The sequence below is a fragment of the Paenibacillus lautus NBRC 15380 genome (assembly GCF_004000945.1).
Lineage (GTDB): Bacteria > Bacillota > Bacilli > Paenibacillales > Paenibacillaceae > Paenibacillus_AQ > Paenibacillus_AQ lautus.
Genome location: NZ_BIMF01000003.1, coordinates 292,073 through 314,404, shown reverse-complemented (window position 1 = coordinate 314,404; position 22,332 = coordinate 292,073). Strand labels below are relative to the sequence as shown.

At 48.7% G+C, this 22,332-nt stretch carries 22 protein-coding genes, 1 tRNA gene and 1 riboswitch; of the genes, 16 read left to right on the top strand and 7 right to left on the bottom strand.

Translation table 11 applies throughout. The features are described from left to right. The first annotated feature begins 148 nt into the window (after positions 1-148). Positions 149-1,036: a sugar phosphate isomerase/epimerase family protein gene (locus PLA01S_RS08590; protein ID WP_127591604.1), complete on the top strand. Its 888-nt coding sequence runs from the start codon at positions 149-151 to the stop codon at positions 1,034-1,036. Positions 1,037-1,059: 23 nt separating this feature from the next. After that, on the top strand, positions 1,060-2,091 hold the full coding sequence (locus tag PLA01S_RS08585) for a Gfo/Idh/MocA family protein (protein ID WP_127591602.1): 1,032 nt from the start codon (positions 1,060-1,062) through the stop codon (positions 2,089-2,091). A 146-nt stretch (positions 2,092-2,237) separates the two neighbouring features. On the opposite strand, the gene PLA01S_RS08580 is transcribed toward PLA01S_RS08585, so the two are convergent. The 3 genes from PLA01S_RS08580 to PLA01S_RS08570 are packed head-to-tail and all read right to left on the bottom strand — an operon-like array spanning position 2,238 to position 5,096. After that, positions 2,238-3,134 carry a sugar phosphate isomerase/epimerase family protein gene (locus tag PLA01S_RS08580; RefSeq protein ID WP_127591600.1) on the bottom strand — a complete coding sequence of 299 codons (897 nt, stop codon included), beginning with the start codon at positions 3,132-3,134 and terminating at the stop codon, positions 2,238-2,240. Positions 3,135-3,183: 49 nt separating this feature from the next. Further along, positions 3,184-4,041, bottom strand: a complete 858-nt coding sequence (locus PLA01S_RS08575; protein WP_100538535.1) for a sugar phosphate isomerase/epimerase family protein — start codon at positions 4,039-4,041, stop codon at positions 3,184-3,186. Continuing rightward, positions 4,038-5,096: a Gfo/Idh/MocA family protein gene (locus tag PLA01S_RS08570; RefSeq protein ID WP_100538534.1), complete on the bottom strand. Its 1,059-nt coding sequence runs from the start codon at positions 5,094-5,096 to the stop codon at positions 4,038-4,040. Before PLA01S_RS08570 ends, PLA01S_RS08575 begins: the two co-directional genes overlap by 4 nt. A 126-nt stretch (positions 5,097-5,222) precedes the next feature. Here PLA01S_RS08570 and PLA01S_RS08565 point away from each other — a divergent pair, with 126 nt between their 5' ends. The 5 genes from PLA01S_RS08565 to PLA01S_RS08545 all read left to right on the top strand — a co-directional run bounded on the left by PLA01S_RS08565 (position 5,223) and on the right by PLA01S_RS08545 (position 10,637). Further along, positions 5,223-6,080 (top strand): AraC family transcriptional regulator, encoded by an 858-nt coding sequence (locus PLA01S_RS08565; protein ID WP_127591598.1) that lies wholly within the window; start codon positions 5,223-5,225, stop codon positions 6,078-6,080. 217 nt (positions 6,081-6,297) lie between these two features. Then, positions 6,298-8,061, top strand: a complete 1,764-nt coding sequence (locus tag PLA01S_RS08560; RefSeq protein ID WP_127591596.1) for a glycerol-3-phosphate dehydrogenase/oxidase — start codon at positions 6,298-6,300, stop codon at positions 8,059-8,061. A gap of 333 nt (positions 8,062-8,394) precedes the next feature. Continuing rightward, positions 8,395-9,207, top strand: a complete 813-nt coding sequence (locus tag PLA01S_RS08555; RefSeq protein ID WP_127591594.1) for an HAD-IIA family hydrolase — start codon at positions 8,395-8,397, stop codon at positions 9,205-9,207. Positions 9,208-9,274: 67 nt separating this feature from the next. Continuing rightward, positions 9,275-9,880: a glycerol-3-phosphate responsive antiterminator gene (locus PLA01S_RS08550; RefSeq protein WP_100539487.1), complete on the top strand. Its 606-nt coding sequence runs from the start codon at positions 9,275-9,277 to the stop codon at positions 9,878-9,880. A gap of 43 nt (positions 9,881-9,923) precedes the next feature. Beyond that, positions 9,924-10,637, top strand: a complete 714-nt coding sequence (locus tag PLA01S_RS08545) for an MgtC/SapB family protein (protein WP_100538530.1) — start codon at positions 9,924-9,926, stop codon at positions 10,635-10,637. Between the two features lie 116 nt (positions 10,638-10,753). On the opposite strand, the gene PLA01S_RS08540 is transcribed toward PLA01S_RS08545, so the two are convergent. Further along, positions 10,754-11,437 carry a lysoplasmalogenase gene (locus PLA01S_RS08540; protein ID WP_127591592.1) on the bottom strand — a complete coding sequence of 228 codons (684 nt, stop codon included), beginning with the start codon at positions 11,435-11,437 and terminating at the stop codon, positions 10,754-10,756. A 146-nt stretch (positions 11,438-11,583) separates the two neighbouring features. Between PLA01S_RS08540 and PLA01S_RS08535 the strand changes: the two genes are divergently transcribed. From PLA01S_RS08535 to PLA01S_RS08525, 3 genes are read left to right on the top strand one after another with little or no spacing between them, the layout of a single operon-like run. Beyond that, entirely contained in the window at positions 11,584-13,272 is a 1,689-nt protein-coding gene (locus PLA01S_RS08535; RefSeq protein WP_127591590.1) for a spore germination protein, read from the top strand. A gap of 21 nt (positions 13,273-13,293) precedes the next feature. Next, the gene (locus tag PLA01S_RS08530) at positions 13,294-14,508 is read left to right on the top strand and encodes a Ger(x)C family spore germination protein (RefSeq protein WP_127591588.1); all 1,215 of its coding nucleotides are present in this window, start codon (positions 13,294-13,296) and stop codon (positions 14,506-14,508) included. 14 nt (positions 14,509-14,522) lie between these two features. Next, the gene (locus tag PLA01S_RS08525) at positions 14,523-15,644 is read left to right on the top strand and encodes a GerAB/ArcD/ProY family transporter (protein WP_127591586.1); all 1,122 of its coding nucleotides are present in this window, start codon (positions 14,523-14,525) and stop codon (positions 15,642-15,644) included. On the opposite strand, the gene PLA01S_RS33210 is transcribed toward PLA01S_RS08525, so the two are convergent. Next, positions 15,639-15,899 carry a YczF family membrane protein gene (locus PLA01S_RS33210; protein WP_503826090.1) on the bottom strand — a complete coding sequence of 87 codons (261 nt, stop codon included), beginning with the start codon at positions 15,897-15,899 and terminating at the stop codon, positions 15,639-15,641. The genes PLA01S_RS08525 and PLA01S_RS33210 overlap by 6 nt on opposite strands. A 223-nt stretch (positions 15,900-16,122) precedes the next feature. On the opposite strand from PLA01S_RS33210, the gene PLA01S_RS08520 reads away from it, so the two are divergent. The 3 genes from PLA01S_RS08520 to PLA01S_RS08510 all read left to right on the top strand — a co-directional run bounded on the left by PLA01S_RS08520 (position 16,123) and on the right by PLA01S_RS08510 (position 18,216). Next, complete coding sequence (locus tag PLA01S_RS08520) at positions 16,123-17,103, top strand: copper amine oxidase N-terminal domain-containing protein (RefSeq protein WP_127591584.1); 981 nt, start codon at positions 16,123-16,125, stop codon at positions 17,101-17,103. Between the two features lie 135 nt (positions 17,104-17,238). After that, positions 17,239-17,322, top strand: a tRNA-Leu gene (locus PLA01S_RS08515). Positions 17,323-17,520: 198 nt separating this feature from the next. Next, entirely contained in the window at positions 17,521-18,216 is a 696-nt protein-coding gene (locus PLA01S_RS08510; protein ID WP_246059396.1) for a WD40/YVTN/BNR-like repeat-containing protein, read from the top strand. A gap of 132 nt (positions 18,217-18,348) precedes the next feature. On the opposite strand, the gene PLA01S_RS08505 is transcribed toward PLA01S_RS08510, so the two are convergent. Together PLA01S_RS08505 and PLA01S_RS08500 are read right to left on the bottom strand one after the other, a co-directional pair. Further along, entirely contained in the window at positions 18,349-18,540 is a 192-nt protein-coding gene (locus PLA01S_RS08505; protein WP_127591582.1) for a hypothetical protein, read from the bottom strand. A 169-nt stretch (positions 18,541-18,709) separates the two neighbouring features. After that, positions 18,710-19,306, bottom strand: a complete 597-nt coding sequence (locus PLA01S_RS08500) for a helix-turn-helix domain-containing protein (RefSeq protein WP_071223142.1) — start codon at positions 19,304-19,306, stop codon at positions 18,710-18,712. 288 nt (positions 19,307-19,594) lie between these two features. Continuing rightward, a riboswitch (purine riboswitch) is annotated at positions 19,595-19,694 on the top strand. Between the two features lie 74 nt (positions 19,695-19,768). On the opposite strand from PLA01S_RS08500, the gene PLA01S_RS08495 reads away from it, so the two are divergent. The 3 genes from PLA01S_RS08495 (at position 19,769) to PLA01S_RS08485 (ending at position 22,158) form a co-directional block, all read left to right on the top strand. Continuing rightward, entirely contained in the window at positions 19,769-21,205 is a 1,437-nt protein-coding gene (locus tag PLA01S_RS08495; RefSeq protein ID WP_127591738.1) for an NAD(P)/FAD-dependent oxidoreductase, read from the top strand. A 198-nt stretch (positions 21,206-21,403) separates the two neighbouring features. Next, complete coding sequence (locus PLA01S_RS08490) at positions 21,404-21,691, top strand: Dabb family protein (RefSeq protein ID WP_076325696.1); 288 nt, start codon at positions 21,404-21,406, stop codon at positions 21,689-21,691. 44 nt (positions 21,692-21,735) lie between these two features. Beyond that, positions 21,736-22,158, top strand: coding sequence for a DUF86 domain-containing protein (locus PLA01S_RS08485; RefSeq protein ID WP_127591580.1), 423 nt, complete (start codon positions 21,736-21,738; stop codon positions 22,156-22,158). Positions 22,159-22,332: the final 174 nt, after the last annotated feature.

The following is a 22,332-nucleotide window of genomic DNA, read 5'->3' as shown; positions in this document are numbered from 1 at the left end:
TCTAAATCATTTGGCGGAATATTTATTTATTATATAAGTATTATTACATCCAAATGGTTTATTTACAACTTGACGGAAAAAGTCAAATGATGCGTTTCAGAAAACGAGTGTTACAACATCAACCTATTGATTTTAGGAGGGATTTACGATGAAGAAAGGGATTAATATCTGGTCGTTCCCGGGAGATGCTTCCATCTCCGACTGCATCCGATTGGCCAAAGAAGCCGGGTTTGAAGGAATCGAATTGTCACTAAACCAAACAGGGGAGCTCGGGCTTCAAGCTGGCGATAAAGAAGTACAGGCCATAACGGCACAGCTGAAAGAAGCGGACCTGGATATCGCGGGTTTGGCGACAGGTTTGTATTGGGAATATCCGATGACAAGTGATGATCCGGCTGTCCGTGAGAAGGCCATGGATATTTGCAAGAAGCAGCTGGAACTTGCGTCTGCTTTCGGAGTGGATGCCATACTTGTGATCCCAGGGGCGGTCGGGGTCGATTTTGTTCCTGGTTCAGCCGTCATCGATTACGAATATGCCTACGAGCGGGCTCAAGAATCCATTCGCAAGCTGGTTCCTTACGCTGAAAGCGCCGGCGTTGCCATCGCGATCGAGAATGTATGGAATAAATTCCTGCTGTCACCACTGGAATTGCGGACCTTCATCGATGAGATCGGTTCCGAATATGTCGGCTCCTATTTCGACGTAGGCAATGTTGTGAATAACGGTTATCCGGAGCACTGGATTCGGATTTTGGGTGAGCGGATCAAAAAAGTCCATTTCAAAGATTACCGCAGACAGGCAGGCGGACTGCACGGTTTTGTCGATCTGTTGGCAGGGGACGTTAATTATCCGGCCGTCGTTGAAGCGCTGCGTTTGATCGGTTATGACAACTATGTTACGGCAGAGATGATCCCGGCGTATACCCACTATTCGGAGCAAATTATATTTAATACATCCAATGCAATGGATGCGATTCTTGGACGCACGCCATCTTTGCGCAAGCCAGATGCACGCGAGCATCAAGGCCAATCATAATAAGGGATACGGAGGGAATAAGGATGCTGAAAATCGGAATATTGGGATTTGGGTTCATGGGCCGCATGCATTTTGACAATTATGTTCGACTAGCCGAAGAGGGTGCGGCCATCCAGCTGGTGGCGATTTGCGACCTGCGTATCGATGAGCTTAAGGACAGTAAAGCCAACGGCAATATGGCGACCGAACGGGATGTATACGACCTGGAGCCCTATCATCTTTATGACCATGTGGACAAAATGCTGGAGCATGAAGAGCTGGATATTGTGGATGTATGCCTGCCGACTTATTTGCATGCGGACATGTCCTGCATGCTGTTGGAGCGGGGCATTCACGTCATGTGCGAGAAACCTGTCGCAGGCAGCTCCGAGGAAGCCTGGCGCATGGTGAAAACAGCCGAGCGCGCAGGAAAAACGCTCATGATCGGACAATGCCTGCGTTTTTGGCCAGCCTATGAATATTTAAAAGAATGCGTGGAGGACGGCCGTTATGGAAGCATCGTTGCAGGCGAATTCTTCCGGGGATCGGAGCCGCCTCAAGGCTGGTTCCTGGAAGGAGACAAGAGCGGTGGCTGTATCACGGACATGCATGTGCATGACGTGGATATGATCCATTGGCTGATGGGCAAACCGGAGCGGGTATCAACATTCGCCAAAACGATGATTAAAGGAAGCTCGTACGATATCGTATCCACCCACTACAGTTTCCCGGATGGCAAAGTGATTAACGCACATGCGGATTGGACACTGCACGGCGAACACGGTTTTTATATGGGATACCGGGTGAATTTCGAGGAGGCTACGCTGGTGTTCGAGAATAATGAACTGACGGTGTATCCTGAAGACGCTCCAGGCTTTACGGCTGAGCTGTCCGGGGATTCCGGCTATTACCGTGAACTCCGGTATTTCATTGAGCATGTTGCACAAGGAGAGCCGGTAACGGTATGTACGCCAGAAAGCGCTGCCGGATCGCTAGAAATTATTGAAGCCGAGATTCGTTCCGCGAGAGCGAACGGCGCTTTGGAGACCGTATCGGGGAAACAGGTGGTCTCTTAATTTTACTTACTTTAGAGTAAAACCAATATAAACAAGGCCAATCAGGGAATAGCCTGATTGGCCTTGTTTCGTTAATGAGTCACGGCTGCGTATCAAGCAATAGCCTTGACATCCTGCAGCAAGAACTCTGAATGATTGTGTGAATGCTAAGCTCTGAATGTTTTCAAGAAGTCAACAGCGAGCTTGATATCCGCTTCCGGATTGGCTTTCACTTCACGTTCGATCGTCAGATACCCCGTATAGCCAATATCCTTGAGAGCTTGAAGGTAAGCATTCCAGTTAACGCCGCCTTCTCCAAGCGGTACCTCACGGAACTTCTCGCCGGATTCCGCCATATCGGCAATTTTGTCATGGTCAAGGGCAGGTGCCTCGTATCCGAAATCGCCGTATACATCACGAGGGTCGATGTAATCAACCAGCTTGATTCCGTCCTTCGCGTGCGTATGAACGATATAATCCTTCAGGTTGTACACACCCTGTACCGGATCGTCCCCAGTGACCATGACCATATTGGCTGGATCAAAGTTAACGGATACACCGTTGGAACCCAGACCGTCCAGGAATGATTTCAAATGAGCCGAAGGCTCCGGACCTGTCTCGATGGCAAAGAATGCGTTCATGGACTTCGCGAACGTGCTAAGCTCCAGGCAAGCTTTGTGCATCGTTTCGTATACGCGGCTGTTGTGATCTTGCGGCACGATGCCGATATGCGTGGTGATGATATTGGTTCCCAGCTCCAAGCCGAGCTCCATGATTCGCTTGGATTTCTCGATTTTAGCCGCATTTTCAGCAGGGTCCTGGAAGCCGTGTCCGCCAAGGTCACCAACGAGGGCGGAGATTTCAAGTCCCAGTGAATCGATGTAATCCTTCAGTTCTTTTCGGGCCGAAGCAGAGAGGTTGGCCGGATCCATTTCGCCGTGAACGGCATAGATCTGAACGCCGTCTGCACCGACATCCCTTGCTTTAAGAAGACCATCTCTTACTCCAACCCGAAAGCTGTCAACAATAACGCCAATTTTGTTAGGCATGATAGGCTTCGACATCCTAATATCCCCCTTATATCATCCTTGTGTCATCCATAAGCCGTCTGCTTTAAGCTTCGTTCCAGGCTTTACGGAGATATTCCAATCCAAACTTAGCTCCCGTCCGGCAATCTTCCAGCCCCTCGAATTCAATCGAGATGTAGCCGTCATATCCGGATTCCTTCACGATGCGAACGACTTCCGGCATATCGATATCGCCTTGGCCGACAATCGCGCCACGCAGCCAGTTGCCGCTGGAGGTGTTAAACCAACCGGATCCAGGTGCGCGGTGAGCCGGGCGATAATAGAAGTCTTTGAAGTGAACCATCGAAGCCAAGCCGATGTTGTTCTTGACAGCCACGGTGGACACCTCATCTGCACAGAGGAAGTTCCCGATGTCCAGGGTTGTTTTGAAGTTAGGGTGATTAACGGTCTGAACCAGCGCTTTTACGCGGTCGCTATGCTGAATGAAATAGCCATGGTTCTCCACGCTTGTGGTAATGCCGCGTTCTGCCGCGTAATCGGCTATGATACGGCATGCATTGGCCAAACGGGGAAGCTCCTCCAGGAAATGCGTGATGGACAAGTCCTTGGAAGAGCCTACGTCATGGCGCATCAGCTTGACGCCAAGCGCAGCTGCAATGTCCACTTCGCCTTTAACTCGTTCAATCTCCGCTTCATAAGCAGCGTCATCCAATTCCGCAAAATTAGCGCCGATGGCATAGTTGGAGATTTCAAGTCCTTTGGATGCGGCATGGGATTTAATCGTATCGATCAACTCCGGTGTTTCCTTCAGGTTAAAGCCGAGCGGAACGATCTCGATATGCTCTCCGCCGATTTCCGCAACGTAGTCGATGACATCGGTAATGGTCATTTCGCCTTTGTTCATGGCCTGGTACAGGCTGTACGAGCTTATTCCTAGTTTCATAAGAGAACTTCAACCCCTTTTTCGGCGGATTCATAGATCCCGCACAGAATCTTCATGATCTCAACGCCGTCTTCTACCGGGCTGAGAGGTGACGTGCCGTTCTCGATGCTGGAAATGAAATGATTGACTTCGCTTTGGAAAGCCGCGTCAAAATCGAATCCTTTGTTGTCCGTTTGAGGCTGGATGTTGATGATGGTATCGTGCTTCTCCGTTACGATGACCACTTCAGGATCAATCTCGAATCCGCCCTTGTCTCCATACAATTTAACGGATTGCAGATTTTCCTTCGAATGCAGTGTGAAGCTGACGTCCACCAGTAAAGAGGCACCGTTCTCAAAACGGATCATCGCATTCGCCATATCCTCAACCGTGTTCTTCTCAGCGTCATAGTCAGCCGCTTTGTAGAAGGAGAGGTTGCGGACGTTAGAGCGATTGCCCAGCTTCCGATATGTATTGGCGCTGACAGAAACCGGTTTGGGGCGACCCATCATGTACCAGCACAGATCAATGACATGCACGCCGATATCGATAAGAGGTCCGCCGCCGGAACGCTCAATGTCTGAGAACCAGCCGCCAGGATTGCCAAGACGACGAACGGAGGAAGCCTTCGCGAAATAGATGTCCCCGAATTCACCCTTGTCTGCAAACTCGCGGAGCATCTGAGCATTAGGGTCATAACGTCTTACAAAGCCGACCTGAAGCAGCTTGCCGGAGGATTTAACGGCTTCCTGTACTTGAAGCGCTTCCTCAACGGTACGGCAGAGAGGTTTCTCAACCAGGACGTGTTTGCCCGCATTCAGTGCCGCAATACTGATTTCGGCATGCGTATTGTTCCAGGTACAGATGCTTACTGCATCGATTTCCGGATCAGCCAGAAGTTCATTATAATCGGTGTACACTTTGGTAGCACCGTATTTTTCAGCTGCACGCTGTGCTCTTTCTTCATTTAAATCGCACACGGCGAGCAAATTCGCGTTCGCATGTTTCTGATAGGATTGCAGATGCATAGCAGAGATCGATCCCGTGCCAATGACGCCAACATTAATAGATTTCATGAGTTCACTCCTCTGAATTTACTGCATTACACTTTCGTATTATAATGCTTTTAGAGGAAGACACCATGATAAACCGTGCTGTTTGTTTGTACAATTGTGCTGTCTTACTGGAAGGAGATCAGAACATTGGACAAAACACTGCGAGAACCGATGACGATGCCGGATCCTCAGTTTCCGATTAAGGTTCATCGTTGCGAGTTTGATGGCCGGGGACAGGTTTTGTTTAACCACCATTGGCATGAACATCTTGAAATTCTATATATCGTATCAGGGGAAGCGAGTCTGGAGTGCGGCTCGTCCACCTTCACGGTCAAGGAAGGCGATATGATCGTCATTAACCGGAATGAGCTGCATTATGGCCTTAGCCTGTCGGATCATTTGTTTTATTATGCGTTAATCGCGGACTTTTCGCTGCTTCAGAGCCATTCGCTGGATGCAACCGAGATGAAATTCATCACGCCGATCACCCAGAACCGGCTGATCTTCGAGAACCGAATTAGCGGGGACGATGCGCTAGCCTCCATGCTGTCCATCATTCATGAGCTGGAACAGCGTGAATTCGGGTATGAGCTGGCCGTCAAATCCGAGCTGTATCGGCTGCTTACGCTGCTTGTACGAGGTTATGTAGCGACGGTTCTTACACTGGATGAATACGTCGAGCGGATGAAGAATGTGGAGCGGTTTGCCCCGATATTCAAGTATATCGAGGAGCATTACCGGGAGGATTTGTCGGTGGAACTCCTATCCGGCATGGCCGGTCTCAGCCGCTTTCATTTCAGCCGGCTGTTCAAGGAGATCAGCGGCCGGACCGTGACGGAGTATGTGAATGAGACGAGGCTCAACCGGGCGGATTATCTCCTTCGTGAAAGTCCGCTTACGGTATCCGAAATCGCGGCTGCAACCGGGTTTAATGATATTTATTATTTCAGCCGAACCTTCAAGAAATATAAAAGCATGGCTCCATCGGCTTTACGGAAAAAGTGAGAATCGGCTTTAACGGTTCTGAATAGGCTCCTTGTAGACATAAGTATAAAAGCAACCTATAATGAATAATCATATTTATTGCATAAAGTGGCGGAGATAACGGAGAACCCTTTTGCTTAAATGCGTGCTGTATTTGGTATGCATTCCTAGCAGAAGCGGTTCTTTTTCTTATTATGAAATAGGTTCTTTATTTTAAATTCAGAGGGGAGAATGTCAGGTGGACACAAGCTTATCCGCCAAGATGCGGACCCAATATTTGCAGGGCATGTCGGCAAAAAAGCTGGATGTGCTGGTGATTGGCGGCGGTATCACGGGTGCGGGAATTGCTTGGGACGCCAGCTGCAGAGGGATGAGCGTCGGATTGGTGGAAATGAATGACTTTGCTTCGGGAACAAGCAGCAGATCAACGAAGCTGATTCATGGCGGTCTTCGGTATCTGAAGCAAGGAGAGATCGGCTTAGTACGTGAAGTGGGTTCTGAACGGGCACTGCTTCACCGGAGCGCTCCGCATCTGGTGGAGCCCATTCCCATGCTGCTCCCAATTTATAAAAAAGGCACGTATGGATATCTTGCCAGCGCGATCGGGTTGTATCTGTACGATTGGCTGGCGGGGGTCAAACGCAGTGAACGGCGGAAGATGTTCCGGCGTGAGAGTACCCTAACCCTTGAACCGCTCTTTCGAAAGGAGGGATTGAAAGGTTCCGGTTATTATTATGAATACCGAACCGATGATGCGCGATTAACGGTTGAAGTGATGAAGTCCGCTCGAGCCAAGGGAGCGCTCATCGCGAATTACGCCAAAGTCCAGGAATTCATGTATCGGGGAGGAAAAGTAGTAGGGGCTCACGTAGAAGACCAAGTGAGTGGTAAGACCTATACGATATGCGCCAAAAAAATCATCAATGCCGCCGGGCCATGGGTGGATCAGATCAGACTCAAGGATAACTCGCTCAAGGGAAAGCGGCTGCTCTTAACAAAAGGCGTTCACCTGGTGGTGGATCATGCCAAGCTTCCGATACGGCAGGCTGCTTATTTCGATGTGCCGGGTGGCAGAATGATTTTTGTCATTCCAAGAGAGGGCAAGACCTACATCGGAACGACCGATACCGTGTATGAGGGGGCGATTGAGACGCCCGGTATTACCGAGGAGGATCGGCGGTATCTTATCGATGCGGTGAATCATGCTTTTCCGGAAGCAAGGCTGAAGCCGGACGATATCGAATCCGGATGGTCGGGCTTACGGCCACTCGTCCGCGAGGAAGGAAAAGGTCCTTCGGAAATATCGAGAAAAGATGAGATGTTTATATCCGATTCCGGGTTGATCACGATTGCAGGCGAAAAGCTGACCGGATTCCGGAAAATGGCCGAAAAGGTGGTGAACCTTGCAGCCAGACAGCTTCAAGACGCTGATGGCACCATCTATCCTCCTTGTACGACGGATCGGGTTCCCATCAGCGGAGGCGACCTGAACGGCCTAACCTATGAAGAGGTTCGGAAGAAGTTAATTAAGCAGGGTGAATCCCTCGGCATCAGGCCTAAAGATATAGTGAACCTCATGAACAGGTACGGCTCCAATACGATGGAACTGATGAACCGGATCGGCACTTCTTCGCAGGAAGCAGATACGATCGAGTCTCGATTGTTACGTGCGGAAATCGAGTATTCCATCGACTATGAGATGACGATGACCGCAGTGGATTTTCTGTTAAGAAGAACAGGCTGGATATTATTTGACCGGCAAAAAACCGAGCGAATCATAGCACCCGTGATGAGGCTTATGCGAGAATATTTAGAATGGAATCATGTGGAAGTCGACAGGCAGTGGGAGCTGCTGCAGGATCAATTGCAGTTGGCATGGGGTATGGCGGAAGGCATCAGGATGGAACGGTTTACGGATTCGCCGGATCGGGAAGGCGTAACAGAATCGCGCTCCGACGAGGAAGCCGGGCAATCCACCGCCATGTCGGCGATGAATCGATAGGGATTTTATTTATGAGGATCATCTTGTCAAATGTAAAATGTGGATGTAGTATAACCATATAAAGTTATAGAGCTGGGCAGAGATGATGAGAAGCCCTTTGCATAACGAGAATCTTTCATTTGTCATGGATGAAGGCTTTTTCAATGCAAAGTGCTTCTCATTTTTTTGTATCCGCGTGGAACTGCTTGTCCAAAGGACTAAAGGACATGACACCGTCATATGTATACTTTACGGATGGGGACTGTGGGTCCAACAGAACTGATCTGACCAGAACATGTCCAATTTACGTTTACGGGCGAAAATACAGATTGAACATGCAGAGGAGAACGAAATATGGATCATTATTCAGGGTATATTTTTGATTTGGACGGTACGATCTATCTTGGGGCTGAGGCCATTGATGGTGCGGTGGAGACCATTCATTATTTGCAGGGACTGAATAAGAAGCTATTGTTTTTGACCAACAAAACGATAGATTCCAGGGAAAACTATTTGAAGAAATTAAGGAAGCTTGGCATTCAAGTGGAACTGAATCATATATTGAATCCTGCGCTCGTTACGATTCATTATCTTCAGAAACATCATCCCGGCGCAAATGTGTATGTCATTGGTGAGGAAATATTGAAGAACGAGCTGTTGGACAATGGAATACGATTTGCATCATCGCCGGAGGAAACCGACGTTGTGGTTGTGTCGTGGGATCGGGATTTTCACTACCGTCATCTGGATTTTGCCTATCAGGCGATTAAACGGGGCGCCGAAGTGATTGCCACCCACCCGGATCGAACATGTCCGATGCCTGGCGGCGATGTCCCGGATTGCGGCGGCATGATCGGTGCCATCGAAGGCACTGCCGGCATCACAATTACGACCGTCATGGGTAAGCCCTCCGTCTTGACGGCACTGACGGCTCTTGATATTTTGGGAGTGAAGGCGGAAGATTGTCTGATGTCAGGGGATCGACTGGAGACGGATATCAAGATGGGAAATCAGGCAGGGATGAGTACGGCAATGGTGCTGACCGGGGTATCGAGCAGGGACGATCTGATGGACAGCAGCGTGAAGCCCACCTATGTGTTGAATTCGGTCTACGATATTTATCTCAGCGGTACTGCCGTGAAGCAGGCAGACGAAGCAAAGTCATGATGATTTACAAAAATATGCCGGGGCAACGGGAGAATTGGAGATGTTGCTGCGGCAACGAGGTGAAAATATGAAAACCAGTGTTGAAGGTGCACAACGAATTTCGTATTGCTTGAAGCGTAAGCCCATTATTACTTCATTAATGAATGCCGAGGAACTTCCTGCTGTATTAGCGACCGAATCGAATATCGTGTTTATTCTTAAGACCGATATTTTTATCATCGAATCGATCGTCGAGCAGATTCGGGAGGCGGGCAAGCTCTCGTTTGTGCATTTTGATCTGATCGAGGGGATCGGTAAAGACAAAACGGGGGTTAAGTATTTAGCTGAAAAGGTTGGCATTGACGGTATTGTCACGACAAAAAACACGGCGATTGTAGAAGCGAAGAAACTGGGCTTGTTAACGGTTCAGCGTCTGTTTGTATTCGATTCCGTTTCCCTGGACAACGGGATCAAGATGATTAAGGCCTCTAATCCGGATGCTATTGAAGTGCTGCCGGGCATGGTGTGTCAGCGGATCATGGAACGGATTCGTGCAGAGGTGGACGTGCCCGTCATCGCAGGAGGACTCATGATCGATTTGGAGGATTTTGATACGGCTTTAAAGAGCGGTGTAATCGGCATATCCACTTCCAGCAAAGAGCTGTGGCGCTGGCAGGATGAACATATGGTATAGCGAAGAGCTGCCTTACATGACAAAGATGGGTGGAGATTAGGGAATGGATGTGTTTCAACTGGATACGGAGACCATGCTGATGCGGCTGCTGTTCGCAGCATTGCTTGGCGGTTTAATCGGTTGGGAGCGGGAACGCAGAAACAAGCAGGCCGGTTTAAAAACCCATCTCTTGGTGGCTGTCGGATCAACGCTGATTATGCTGACTTCCATTTACGGTTTTGATTCTGCATTGATCAATCATCCCAATGCGAGGTTTGATCCTGCCCGGCTGGCGGCACAAGTTGTAAGCGGTATCGGTTTTCTTGGTGCGGGGGCTATATTGCGGCGTTCCAATCATATCATTTCAGGTCTTACCACGGCGGCAACCCTATGGGTAGCAGCGGCTATCGGTTTAAGTGTCGGCTCCGGTTTTTACTGGCCCGCGATCATAACGACAGCGATTGTTCTGGTCAGCACGCTGGTGTTGAATAAATTGGAATCGAAATTTCTCTTTATCAAAAAGTCAGGCAGTTTGAAGATCATCATTGAGGCTGGAGACCGTCCGGTTCATGTGAGCACCATTACCGAATTGCTGCAAAAGGCAAATATGACGGTGGAAGGCATGATCGTGAATAATGATACGACGGAAGACGATTCGACCAAGGTGACGATGGAATTCCGGGTGTATTCTTTTAACAGCAAGGGAATTAACGGATTGTTCGAGCAATTGTGGCAGGTAGAGGGAATTAAGCAGGTTCGCATGAACTGGCGGGATTAAGAGCTTATCGGATTTGTTTGATGTGTTAATGATACATGGTCAGGTCCTGTGATTGGACTATATATGCTGGACAGGGCTGAGCCCGGGTGGACCCGGACTCAGCCTTTTTTCGTCTTCTATGGGGAGGCAGATGTATTCAAGGACGAGCTTCCTAAGGCCTTTGCTTGAGGGCTATCAAAAGCCGAGATGCTGCTGGCAATCAGGAACTGGGCTGCGTAATACGTGGTCATGATCCATACGTTCGAAAAGCGGATATCGGCAACAAACATGTTCCAGGACAAGATCGAGTCCGAGATGACAAAGAGCAGGCTTCCAACCATCGCATATCGATTCTTGGTCATGATGGCTGTCCAGAGCATGAATGAAATGACAGCGATATAAGCGATGACAGGAATAATCAAAGCCTGTTCTCCATTCGACTTGAGAGAAGACACCAATTGGATGCCCATCCAAACCGAATAGCCTGCAATCGGAACGATGCTAAGAAGGCGAGGACCTGAATAACGCCACTGTCCCAAGAAGCCGGCCGTATAGAACAGATGTCCGATCAGAAAGGCAGAAAGACCGACAACAAACCAGATGAGCGTCCCGTCACCGATCATACAGAAGAACAGTCCTGTTAACAGCAGATAGTGAATCCAGGATCTATGGGGCGGGAATTGCCGATAGGCAAACAGGATGATGAGCCACATCGGAATGAGCTTGAACAGCAGTTTCATGACCAAGGGTTCGGATGGAATAAAGAAAATATAAAACAAACTCATAATCAGGATGATCAATGGCAACATGTATCGTTTCAAATACAGTCCTCCTATGCGTATGTAATCTTAATGTTAGACAATTCTTCTTGCAGCTTCCCAATCCCTCTTTCTTATCTCCGCATGAAAAAGGAATGTAAAGCAAATAATGGAGTTAACTTGATCTTTGAAGGATGGGGGTAACCGACATGATACGCTACCGATCTCGTAATCGCCGTCCAGTTCCCACGAAGAAATCAGAGGAGCAGGCTGTATCCTCGAAGTCAGGGTCATCCGTGATTTCGGGCCATATACAAGAACTGCTCGATCGCATACGGACCGAATCCGGGGATAGCCCGGATATTGTTACCCGCCGTTTGAAGCTGGGCGGTGGACCTGAGGAGAACTGCGCCATTGTATACTTGAACGGGCTCAGCGATCCAGAGATGATCAACCATTTCGTAATGGATTCTCTCCTGCGTTTAACCCCTGATTTATATAAGGATGAGGGGCCTGATGCCTTTCTGGACAAGATCATGAAGGATGGGCTGTCGATTGGCGAGTCCAAAATGATGACGGAATGGAATGATATCATGCTAGCCATTCTGTCAGGGGATACGGTGATCCTGCTGGAAGGTGCTGAGAAAGCCATCGTGGCGGGGACGCAGGGCGGAGAATGGAGATCCGTTACCGAGCCGACCTCCCAGCTTGTGGTTCGCGGACCCAAGGATAGCTTCGTGGAGTCCATCGCTACCAACATATCCCTGATCCGGCGGAGGATGAAATCCCCCGATCTCTGGCTGGAAACCATGAAAATCGGATCCATAACCCACACCCACGTAGCTCTTATGTATGTGAAGGGAAAAGCAGATCCCGGGATCGTACAGGAGATTAAAGAACGGCTGAATGCTATTGAGATTGAAGGGATTCTGGAATCGGCTTATATTGAAGAATTTATACAAGACAAAACGATAACCCCTTTTCCCACGATCTATAACACGGAGCGTCCTGACGATGCCGCCAGTAAATTGCTGGAGGGAAGGATCATCGTCCTGGTTGATGGTACCCCCTTCGTTCTGGTCCTTCCAACCTTATTTGTTCACTTCTTCCAATCACCCGAAGATTATGCACAGCGATTTGATATTGCGATTGTGATGCGGATTGTCCGCTATCTCAGTTTTATTATATTGATCTTGGGTCCATCGGTTTATATAGCCCTAACTACCTTCCATTACGAAATGGTGCCAACCTTATTGCTAATCAGTTTGGTTGCTCAACGGGAAGGGGTTCCGTTTCCCGCCTTTGTCGAAGCGATGCTGATGGAAATCGTATTTGAGATTCTGCGTGAGGCCGGGGTGAGGATGCCTAGAGCCATCGGGCAGACCGTCTCGGTTGTCGGTGCTTTGATTTTGGGACAGGCAGTCGTTGAAGCCGGGCTGATTACGCCAGCCATGGTCATTGTTGTGGCTTTGACCGGTATTGCAAGCTTTGCCATACCAGCCTATAACCTGTCTATCGCCGGACGCTTAATACGGTTTGCTTTTATGATACTGGCCGGCATGTTTGGATTTTACGGGCTGACGCTGGGATTAATCATTCTGGTTGCCCATATGAATAGTCTCCGTTCGTTCGGCGTTCCCTATTTATCGCCGATCAGCCCTTTCCGATTACGGAATCAAAAAGACGCTGTCATCCGTATGCCTTTCAAGTCGCTCCAAGCGGAAGCCTTGTCCGCATCTCATTCAGGCAGCAGTCGACAAAAAGGTGCTTCGGGGGCAGTTGCATCGCAGGAAGCTGGGAATACATCCGGTTTACACAACCGGAATCCCGGGAGGGATAACAGTAGTGCCGGGGACCAAAATACGGCTGTTCCAGCCGCTGAGGCCAATCGTAAATAACGTTAGGGGTGTGGCCGGGATATGTTCAGATACAGATGGTTGGTTATCGTCCTCCTATGCTGCTGCCTAAGTACGATAACGGGCTGCTGGGATGCGACTGAATTGAATAAGCGGGCCATTGTTGCCGGTATCGGCATTGACTGGAAGGAAGAAGAGCAGCAATATATGATTTCCTTCCAGACCATCATTGCGGATGAAATATCCGGCAAAACGGGCAGGGGAGCGACACCGACATCCATATACAGAGCATCCGGAAAAACGATCATCGAAGCGCTGCGAAATACGTCTCGAAAAGTACCGCGTATCATTTCGCTTGCCCACACGGGATTAATTGTTATATCCGACGAGGTGGCCAGAAACGGAATTATCGATCTATTCGACTATTTGGACCGCGATTCCGATATTCGATTGACGACCGAAATATTGGTGGCCGCAGAAGGGCAAAGGGCGGAAGACGTGGTTGCTGTATTGACGCCCATCGGAAAGATTACGGCCTTCGCGCTTGTACAGAAGATTAAATTAACCTCAAGACAATTAAGCGAGAACTTCAGTGTAGAGGTGGATGATGTCATTCGGGATCTGCTCGTTCCTGGTGGCGGGCCTGTCATTAACGGCGTTTTCATCGAAGGTGATGCGCAGCGAGCCGTAAAGAAATCCAATCTTGAAAGTTCGGAGAGCGCGGGTCTGGGCGTTATCTCCAATCTGGCTATTTTTAAGGGCGACAAACTTAAAGATTGGATGACCAAGGAAGAGAGCAAGGGAACCGTGTGGATCAAGAACAAAATGCAAGCAACGCCATTAAATATAAAACTTGAAAATGGACAGGGCGAAATTGCATTGGATGTGATGCGATCGAAGACCCGGCTGGAAGCGAAGTTTAAAGATCCGCTTCAACCTGTTATCCACATATTCGTCGAACTTAACTACTCGATCCGGGAAGTGATGAGCGACATCGACCTGCGGAATCCGGATTCGATGAGAACGATTGAAGCAGCCGCTAACCAAGAGGTGGCTCGCATTCTGAAATTAGCCGTGAAAAAGTGTCAGGAAGCGAACAGCGATATCCTGGAATTCGGCCAAACGGTAGAGCGCGCCAGACCAGAAGCTTGGCACAAGATGAAGGGTCGATGGGATGTTATCTTTCCGCAATTGGAAGTGGAATATCATGTGAAATCCGTTGTGCGTAACTCACAGACAAGAGATCGATCCTTTAAATACAACATGAAGACCCAGTAAAGGAGAGCTGAAAAGTGAAGGTGAAAATCAGTCCGCTGCAGTTCTTCTCGTTGCTGGTACTGTTTCAGTTCGGAACAACACTTGTCGTGAACATGGGGCTGCAGGCTGGTAAGGATTCGTGGATTGGGCTGCTGATTGGCATGGTAATCGGGACGATGATTTATTCGCTGAATGTTTACTTATACTCCATGTTTCCTGATCATTTGCCGACGGTTTATTATCGAATATTGCTTGGGAAATATTTAGGGGGATTGGTGGGGGTATCCTACTGCGTGTTTTATCTGTATACAGGCTCCAGAGATATCGTGGACGGAGGGTTGTTGGTAATGGCTTCGGCAGCCCTTAAGGAGACCCCCCTCCTCATTGTCAATCTGATCATGGTGATGACCGTTGCTTTTGTGCTTCATCAAGGTTTGGAGGTGCTTGGGCGTACCGCTTTGATCTTCTTGGCGATTGTTCTGCTGATCAGCGTATTCAGCGCCCTGGTTATCGTATTTTCATCGATCGTGGAAGTCCATCGCTTGCTTCCTGTTCTGGGTAACGGCATACAACCCATCATTGAATCTGTATTGAAAAAAAATATGCATTTCCCGTTTGGGGAGTTGATCGTTGCTACGGTCCTCCTTCCGCATCTGAGCCAGCAGAAGAGCGGGATTAAGGCAGGGTATCTGGCTATTTTATTCAGCGGAATGATGCTGGCGCTAACCTCTGCCGTTACCATTTCTGTGCTTGGGGACAACATCACGGAGCGTTCGGTTTTTCCACTGCTGACGATGGTCGGAAAAGCCAATATTTCGGAGCTGATTGAGCGGACGGAAATTCTGATCGTGATGGTTCTAATTATTGGTGTGTTTTTCAAAATAAGTCTGTATTATTATGCTGCATTGATCTCTGCATCCGAGCTGTTCAACATTCCCTATCAAAAATTGATTTATCCTTTCGCTTTAATCATGCTCGGTAATTCGATGATTCTCGCCCGCTCGTATAGCGAGCATCTTATGAAAGGAAGCCAACATCTATATATGGTTCTCCCTATATTTTCAATCGCAGTGCCCTTGCTGCTTGTCCTGATCGGTTTGATACGCAGGGTAAGTTCTGAGGGAAAGGCAAAGTCCGAATCTAGCTCCGGTTCATGAACCATGTCCCGCGTTTCCAGGACTTTGGTTTGAATCACGGGGCTTTTTATTTTTGAATGCCCGATAACAATCGGGAAGGATTAGGAGACATAGCAGCACCGTAACCGTTAGCTTCTCTATGATGGAGAATAGAGTAAACTGCCAGTTGATCATAAAGTTATACCATGGGAACCCGAACAGACAATCTGTAAGCACGGTATAAGAAAGGCAGAGGGAGCCTGACAGCAGGGTGATCGCATATTTTTTGATATACATCGTTATTTCCTCACATTTCATATGGTTTATGACACGCCAATCCATGACAACGTTGTATTAGTATGAAGGGTTTATTGAATAAACATACAGTGGAGAGTTTTTATCCAATCGAGACGGCTGGGACAGAAAAATAGTAAATCCGATTATGGATGGGCCTAAGGGTTATAAATCTTATATAATGAAAATAGATAGTGAACCGGGCTTTAGGAGGGGAGAGTTTGTGATGAAGAAACGTCAAGGCGTGAGAAGGCTGCTGGCTGGGATCGTGGCGGTAGTGTTAGGGATGACCGGTTCCGTGGCTTATGGAGGAGAAGCTTGGGCTGCGGACACATCCTCAGGTGGACCTATCGAAGTTCGGGTGAATGGAGGCCGACTTCTGCTGGAATCACCTCCCTTTATTCATAACGGCAGGGTGATGGTGCCTTTCCGTGGCATTTCAACAGCGATGGGAGCCGAAGTGCGTTGGGACCAAGCCAAGCAGACGGCCATTGTAAGTAATGGCACACATTCAACGAGTTACACCGTGGGGCAGAATCATGCCATGAAAGACGGCAAAGCTGTGACCCTGGATGCCCCGCCTCTGCTCAAGGAGGGACGTATTTATATCCCCCTCCGATTCTCGGCAGAGGGTTTGGGAGGTAAGGTTGTTTGGAATAACCAGGCTAAAGAAGCTATGATCTATCCGTTACTCACCCCGAAGGAGGCAGAAGCAGTCCTGTCCAAGAAGAGTGATCAAGCGATAACATTTTTGAAAAACAAGGATTTTGAAAAGCTTGCAGAGCTCGCTCATCCAAACGGGATCACTTTTTCCCCTTATGCGCATGTTGACCGGCAGAAGGATGTCACACTTGGCAAGCAGCAGCTGAGGAAGGGATTTAACCACGATACCTTATACCGATGGGGTGAGTATGATGGCAGCGGAGAACCAATCTCGTTGAATTTTGAGAACTATTTTAATAAATTCATCTATACCCGCGATTTTGCCGCAGCGCCATGGATCGGTTACAACCAATCCAAGAGCGAAGGAAATACGGTGAACAATGCAAGCAGCCAGTATAAGGGAGCTGTCATTGTCGAGTATTACTTCGATGGAGTTCATCCTGATTATGCGGGGATGGATTGGGAAAGCCTCCGGCTTGTATTTGAACAAGATGGGGAGAACTGGGTGTTATCTGGCGTCATACATGATCAATGGACCATCTGAGATCAACTTGAGCTGTCGAAACCATATGTAGTTTGATGGTTTCGACAATTTTTTTAAAAAAATGCTTGCTTTTTAACTCTGGGCGTAATATACTCTTAATTACGGTGATCAACTCGATCACGACTTACATAACATGCGGTCGTGGCGGAATTGGCAGACGCGCACGGTTCAGGTCCGTGTGGGCTAACCCCCGTGGAGGTTCGAGTCCTCTCGACCGCATCTATGAAGCAAAGCTGTTTTTCAAGTGGAAATTTAACTTGAAGAACAGCTTTTTTCGTTCCTCTTCATGTGGAAATCGCGTTATACTAAACAAGAGGAACCGTTCAGCTTTAGGGTGAATTCGATGGAGTTGGATTTATAATATAAGACCTGTTAGCATTACTGGCTGGTTATTTTGAATACAAGGGGTGTGATCCTGTGATAAAACCTCGAAAAGGGCTTAGCTTTATTTTGCTGCTGCTCGTTGTCGTTAGTTTGTCTGTTGGATGTCAACCAACGGATGAGGGGAATACGGCTGAGCTTCCGGTACCGGAGCAATCGGTGAATTCTTCGAATGAGGATGCCCCGGAGACAGAGCCCTCATCCGGCTCAGAAGACGATGACGCCGCTGGAAGCGGTGCCGTTGCAGAACCGGATGATGATACGGACGTTACTCCAGATCATCAGGCCGCTGAACCCGATGTGGATTTAGCGGATGTGACGGCGGTCCGGCTCATTAATCATAGCTCGGGCTGGATTGGCGGAGAGGGCTGGATTGCTTTTAGTGATAACGGTGGTACGGAATGGGAGGTTCAAGCTCAGCCGAAAGGCACCGTACGTCAAATCTTTGCGCTGAATGGTAAGCAGGCCTGGACGGTGATGGAGAATAACGATCTGTACCGCACTATGGATGGCGGGGAGACGTGGATTCGGATTGGAAGCACGCCGAATGCCGGATTTCTCCATTTCACATCGCCTGAAACGGGATTCAGCGGTCAAGCCAAAACCGAGGACGGAGGCAAAACTTGGATCAACCTGGATATACCGGATACGACCGTCGGCAGCCCTGCCACGGGAGCTATCACCGATGAGGCTGCTGAAGCTCCCAAGAACGAAGGCGCTGCTGTATCTTGACCGTTATATGTTGTTTATGCGAGGCCCCATAACGAATGAATAACAAAGAAGGCCGGAATCTCCGGTCTTCTTTTTGTGGTTCTGCCTCCATTCTCAGCGAGGAAGAGGCAGAACGATGAATCGTATCGTTCATTAAGGCAGCTCTTTGAATATCATTCGGGAGCCTAGCCAAAGACCAGCCGTTACTCCGAATAAACCGAAGAGGACCACCAGGACGATCAGATTAAAGGAGTGCCAGCCCAGCAGGAATCCAAAACCGCTTCCCATGGTTGTTCCGGCCAGCAATCCCAGTGCAGCACCAATTTGCTTTTGACGTAGCGTCATATTTCTGTCACCTCAATTGTTGGATGATGCAAACGGAATGTTACTTGTATTCCCTGATCATCTCGAAATATGCCATAACAGAAAATAAGCCCGGCTTAGCCGGATCGACCCGGCAAGCTGAGCATTGGTTGAATAGTAAGTATGGTTATAATATAACGTGCAACTTCAATTAGGAATTTTGCTTTAATGCGCAATCTGCGAATAGAACAGATTTAGGGATACGGAAGAACTGTTCCGCTTTTTCCTGGAACGCTGCGGATGGCACGGTGCCCTGGTGCAGCCATTTGCGGAATGTGCCGGGATGCACGCCGATCCAGCGGCTGACATCGCTTACCGACAAATCATGAACCATGCACAGGCCTGTCAGAATCCGATTGCTAACGGGTGAGCGTGTCAGGGTGCGTTTCATGAAGCGGGAAGGCGCCGGCTGACAGATTAAAGGTGACTTGTCCAGCAGTTCTTCCCTGAAGAGAATGTGGCGGGGATAACCCAAGTAGTCACAGGCCTTCTCCAGGTTGTTTTTACCGGGAACGCGTCCCTCATATACCCAGGCGCTGACACTACGGGAGGATACTCCCAGTTCCTCGGCCAATTGCGACAATTTGATATCGTTGGCCATAAGTACGGCTAGTAGGACGCGGTTGCGAATTTGGCAGCGGGTCGGCCGGCGAAAGCGCTTGACTCGCACACCTTTCCCCAAATATTTACGATTGATCAGGGACCACGCCTCAATGGAGTGTTTTTCTTGCTGCAGTTGTGTAGGCATAATTCCTCCGATTTTTTTAACACAATACTACAATATTCGACACTCACTTTTCAATAGCCAATCATCAAACAATTGTTTCCATTTCGTTGTTACCTGATTTATAAGTCGGATGTAATGGTCCGATAGACCTACCCGTTTGATTGATTATTTTGATGTATTGTTCGCCTTTTTATGATGTTTATTGGGGGAAAAGAGGTTTAAAACGAGGATGAATAGAGTCAAATACGAACGATAAACACATTATCTATTGACTCATTCGTAAATCCGTTTTATATTAACTATGGTTGAAGAAGAAAAAAGATGCTTATTCGTATATCCCTGAAAATAAGGTTCAGGGGTTTCTACAAGGGACCTTAAATTCCTGACTACGAATAGGATGCGCAAGCATACCTATTCGAAGCAGGATTTTTTTGTGCCCAGAGCGGTGTGCAGAAGCGACAGTCAAACACACAGGGGGATATGATGAGCAAATATGATGTTATCGTTGTTGGTGCCGGTCCGGCCGGTATTTTCGCTTGTTATGAACTGACATTGAAGTCACCAGGAAGCAAGGTGCTCCTGGTTGACAAGGGACATGATATTTACCGGAGAAGCTGTCCGATCCTGGAGGAGAAGATTAAGCTCTGTCCACCGGCAGTAGGACGTAAGGAATTTGCCGGTTGTTTGCCGGCCTGCTCGATAACAGCAGGATTTGGTGGGGCGGGAGCATACAGCGACGGCAAATTCAACATCACCACGGAGTTTGGCGGCTGGATGACCGATTATTTGCCCGGCTCCAAAGTCATGGAGCTCATCCAATATGTGGACGCTATCAATCTGGAGCATGGAGCGACACCTGCCATTACGGACCCGACAACAAATGCGATCCGGGATATTGAACAGCGTGGATACGCAGCGGGCCTGAAGCTGCTGCGTGCTCAGGTAAGACATCTTGGAACCGAGCAGAATTTGGAGATTCTGAAGTCGATATATGAATATTTGAAGACTAGAATTGATATGGCTTTCCGGGCGGAAGTCGAGGACATTGTTACCGTCAAAGAAGACGGAACTCACCGCGTCACCGGCATCGCGATGAAGGGCGGAGAGGTCCATGAGGCGAATCTGGTGATGGTTGCTCCCGGCCGCGACGGGTCTGCCTGGTTGACCGGCATACTTGAAAAACGCAGATTGAAAATGCATAATAACCAAGTAGACGTGGGCGTTCGGGTGGAAACCTCGGATGTGGTCATGCGCGAGATCAATGAGCATTTGTATGAAGGCAAATTCATCTTTAACACCTCGGTTGGAACCCGGGTGCGTACGTTCTGCAGCAATCCTTCCGGTCATGTTGTGGTTGAGAACCATAGCGGAGTTATGGCAGCCAATGGCCATTCTTATAAAGATCCGGCATTGGGATCAGCCAATACAAACTTTGCGCTGCTCGTATCCCATAAGTTTACGGAGCCGTTTGACAAGCCTAATGAATATGCGCGTGAAATATGCAAGCGGGCTAACGATCTATCCAGCGGCGGGGTCATTGTACAGAAATACGGCGACGTGCTCCGTGGCCGGAGATCCACCGAAGGCCGAATTCGCGAAGGATTTCTGGAGCCGACGCTGAAGGAGGCCGTTCCTGGTGATCTTGGCTTGGTGCTGCCGTACAATACCATGAAAAGCCTGATCGAGATGGTCGAAGCACTTGATAAAGTCACACCGGGGATTGCGTCGGAGCACACGCTGTTCTACGGGGTGGAGGCCAAGTTCTACTCCGCAAGACCGAAGCTGTCGGAGTCCTTCGAGACGGAAATCAAGGGGCTTTACTGTGGCGGGGATGGCGCCGGAATTACCAGGGGGCTTGCTCAGGCGGGAGCCGCCGGCGTCTGGATTGCCCAGAACATGCTGAACCCATTAAGTTCGTGATTGCAGCGGTTGTTCCCTTAAATAGAATGCTGATTTCAGGAGCACATTCTGGTGTAAGCCAGACGGTGCTCCTATTTGATTAGATCCAGCGCAGCTGATATGTCCGATATGTTGGTGGGAGCGATTTCTTTTTCCGGACGAACGGGGTATGATAGATACGAAAGATTTACATACATGCTAGAGATGGAGGAACGGACGATGATTAAACATATTGTTTTTTTCAAACTGAAGGACTCATCCGCCGAGAATATTGAGAAGACGGTGCAGGTGCTGCGGGATATGGATGGCAAGATTCCGATGCTAAGATCCCTTGAGGCGGGTGCCGATGTTATTCGCTCCGAGCGCTCATATGATTTGGCTTTGATCGTTGAAGTGGACAATCTTGAAGATTTGCAAGCATATGCCGTCCATCCTGTTCACCAGGAAGTGATCCAATACATTAATACGGTGAAAGATCATACGCTTAGCGTAGATTTTGAAGTGTAGGCAATGATATAGACCTTACAACAACAGGCTGGAGGAGATTTGCGGTGTATTATGTGAATCAAGAACAAATTGAACGGCGTCTGAGCGCGATTCCCGAAATTGCGGAAGGGTTGCGTGCTGCGGCACAAACATGGGACGGAGGCCTGGTACTGGGCTTGGTTCAGGAGCGTGCGCTTCATCTGGCGATCGAAGTCGTAACGGATGTCGGCAGCTACTTGATTGACGGATTTATTATGCGGGATGCCAGCAGCTATGAAGATATCATGGATATTAATCATGAGGAAAAGGTGTTCCCCGAAGAGGTTCATAAGGTGCTGCTGGAGCTGGTACGATTGCGTAAACCGCTTGTACAGGACTACTATGACTGGGACAGGCATGCGCTTCATCCTTTAACCTCGATTCTGCCTGATGTGCTGGAGCAGTTTGCGGGAAATGTCCGTGAGTATTTAAAAAACGAGATGTATTGATGCTTGTAAGTATTAAAAAGAAATATCCCATGATGCCATGGGCTCTTCCATATGATTCATCCATAACAGACCTTCAGGGAATCTTTGAACGGTCTGTTTTTTTGTTGGATTCCTTGCAAGCCCTAGCATGTTCCGAAGCTTTGGGGATGGTCGTGGTTTTTCGATGCGGGAATA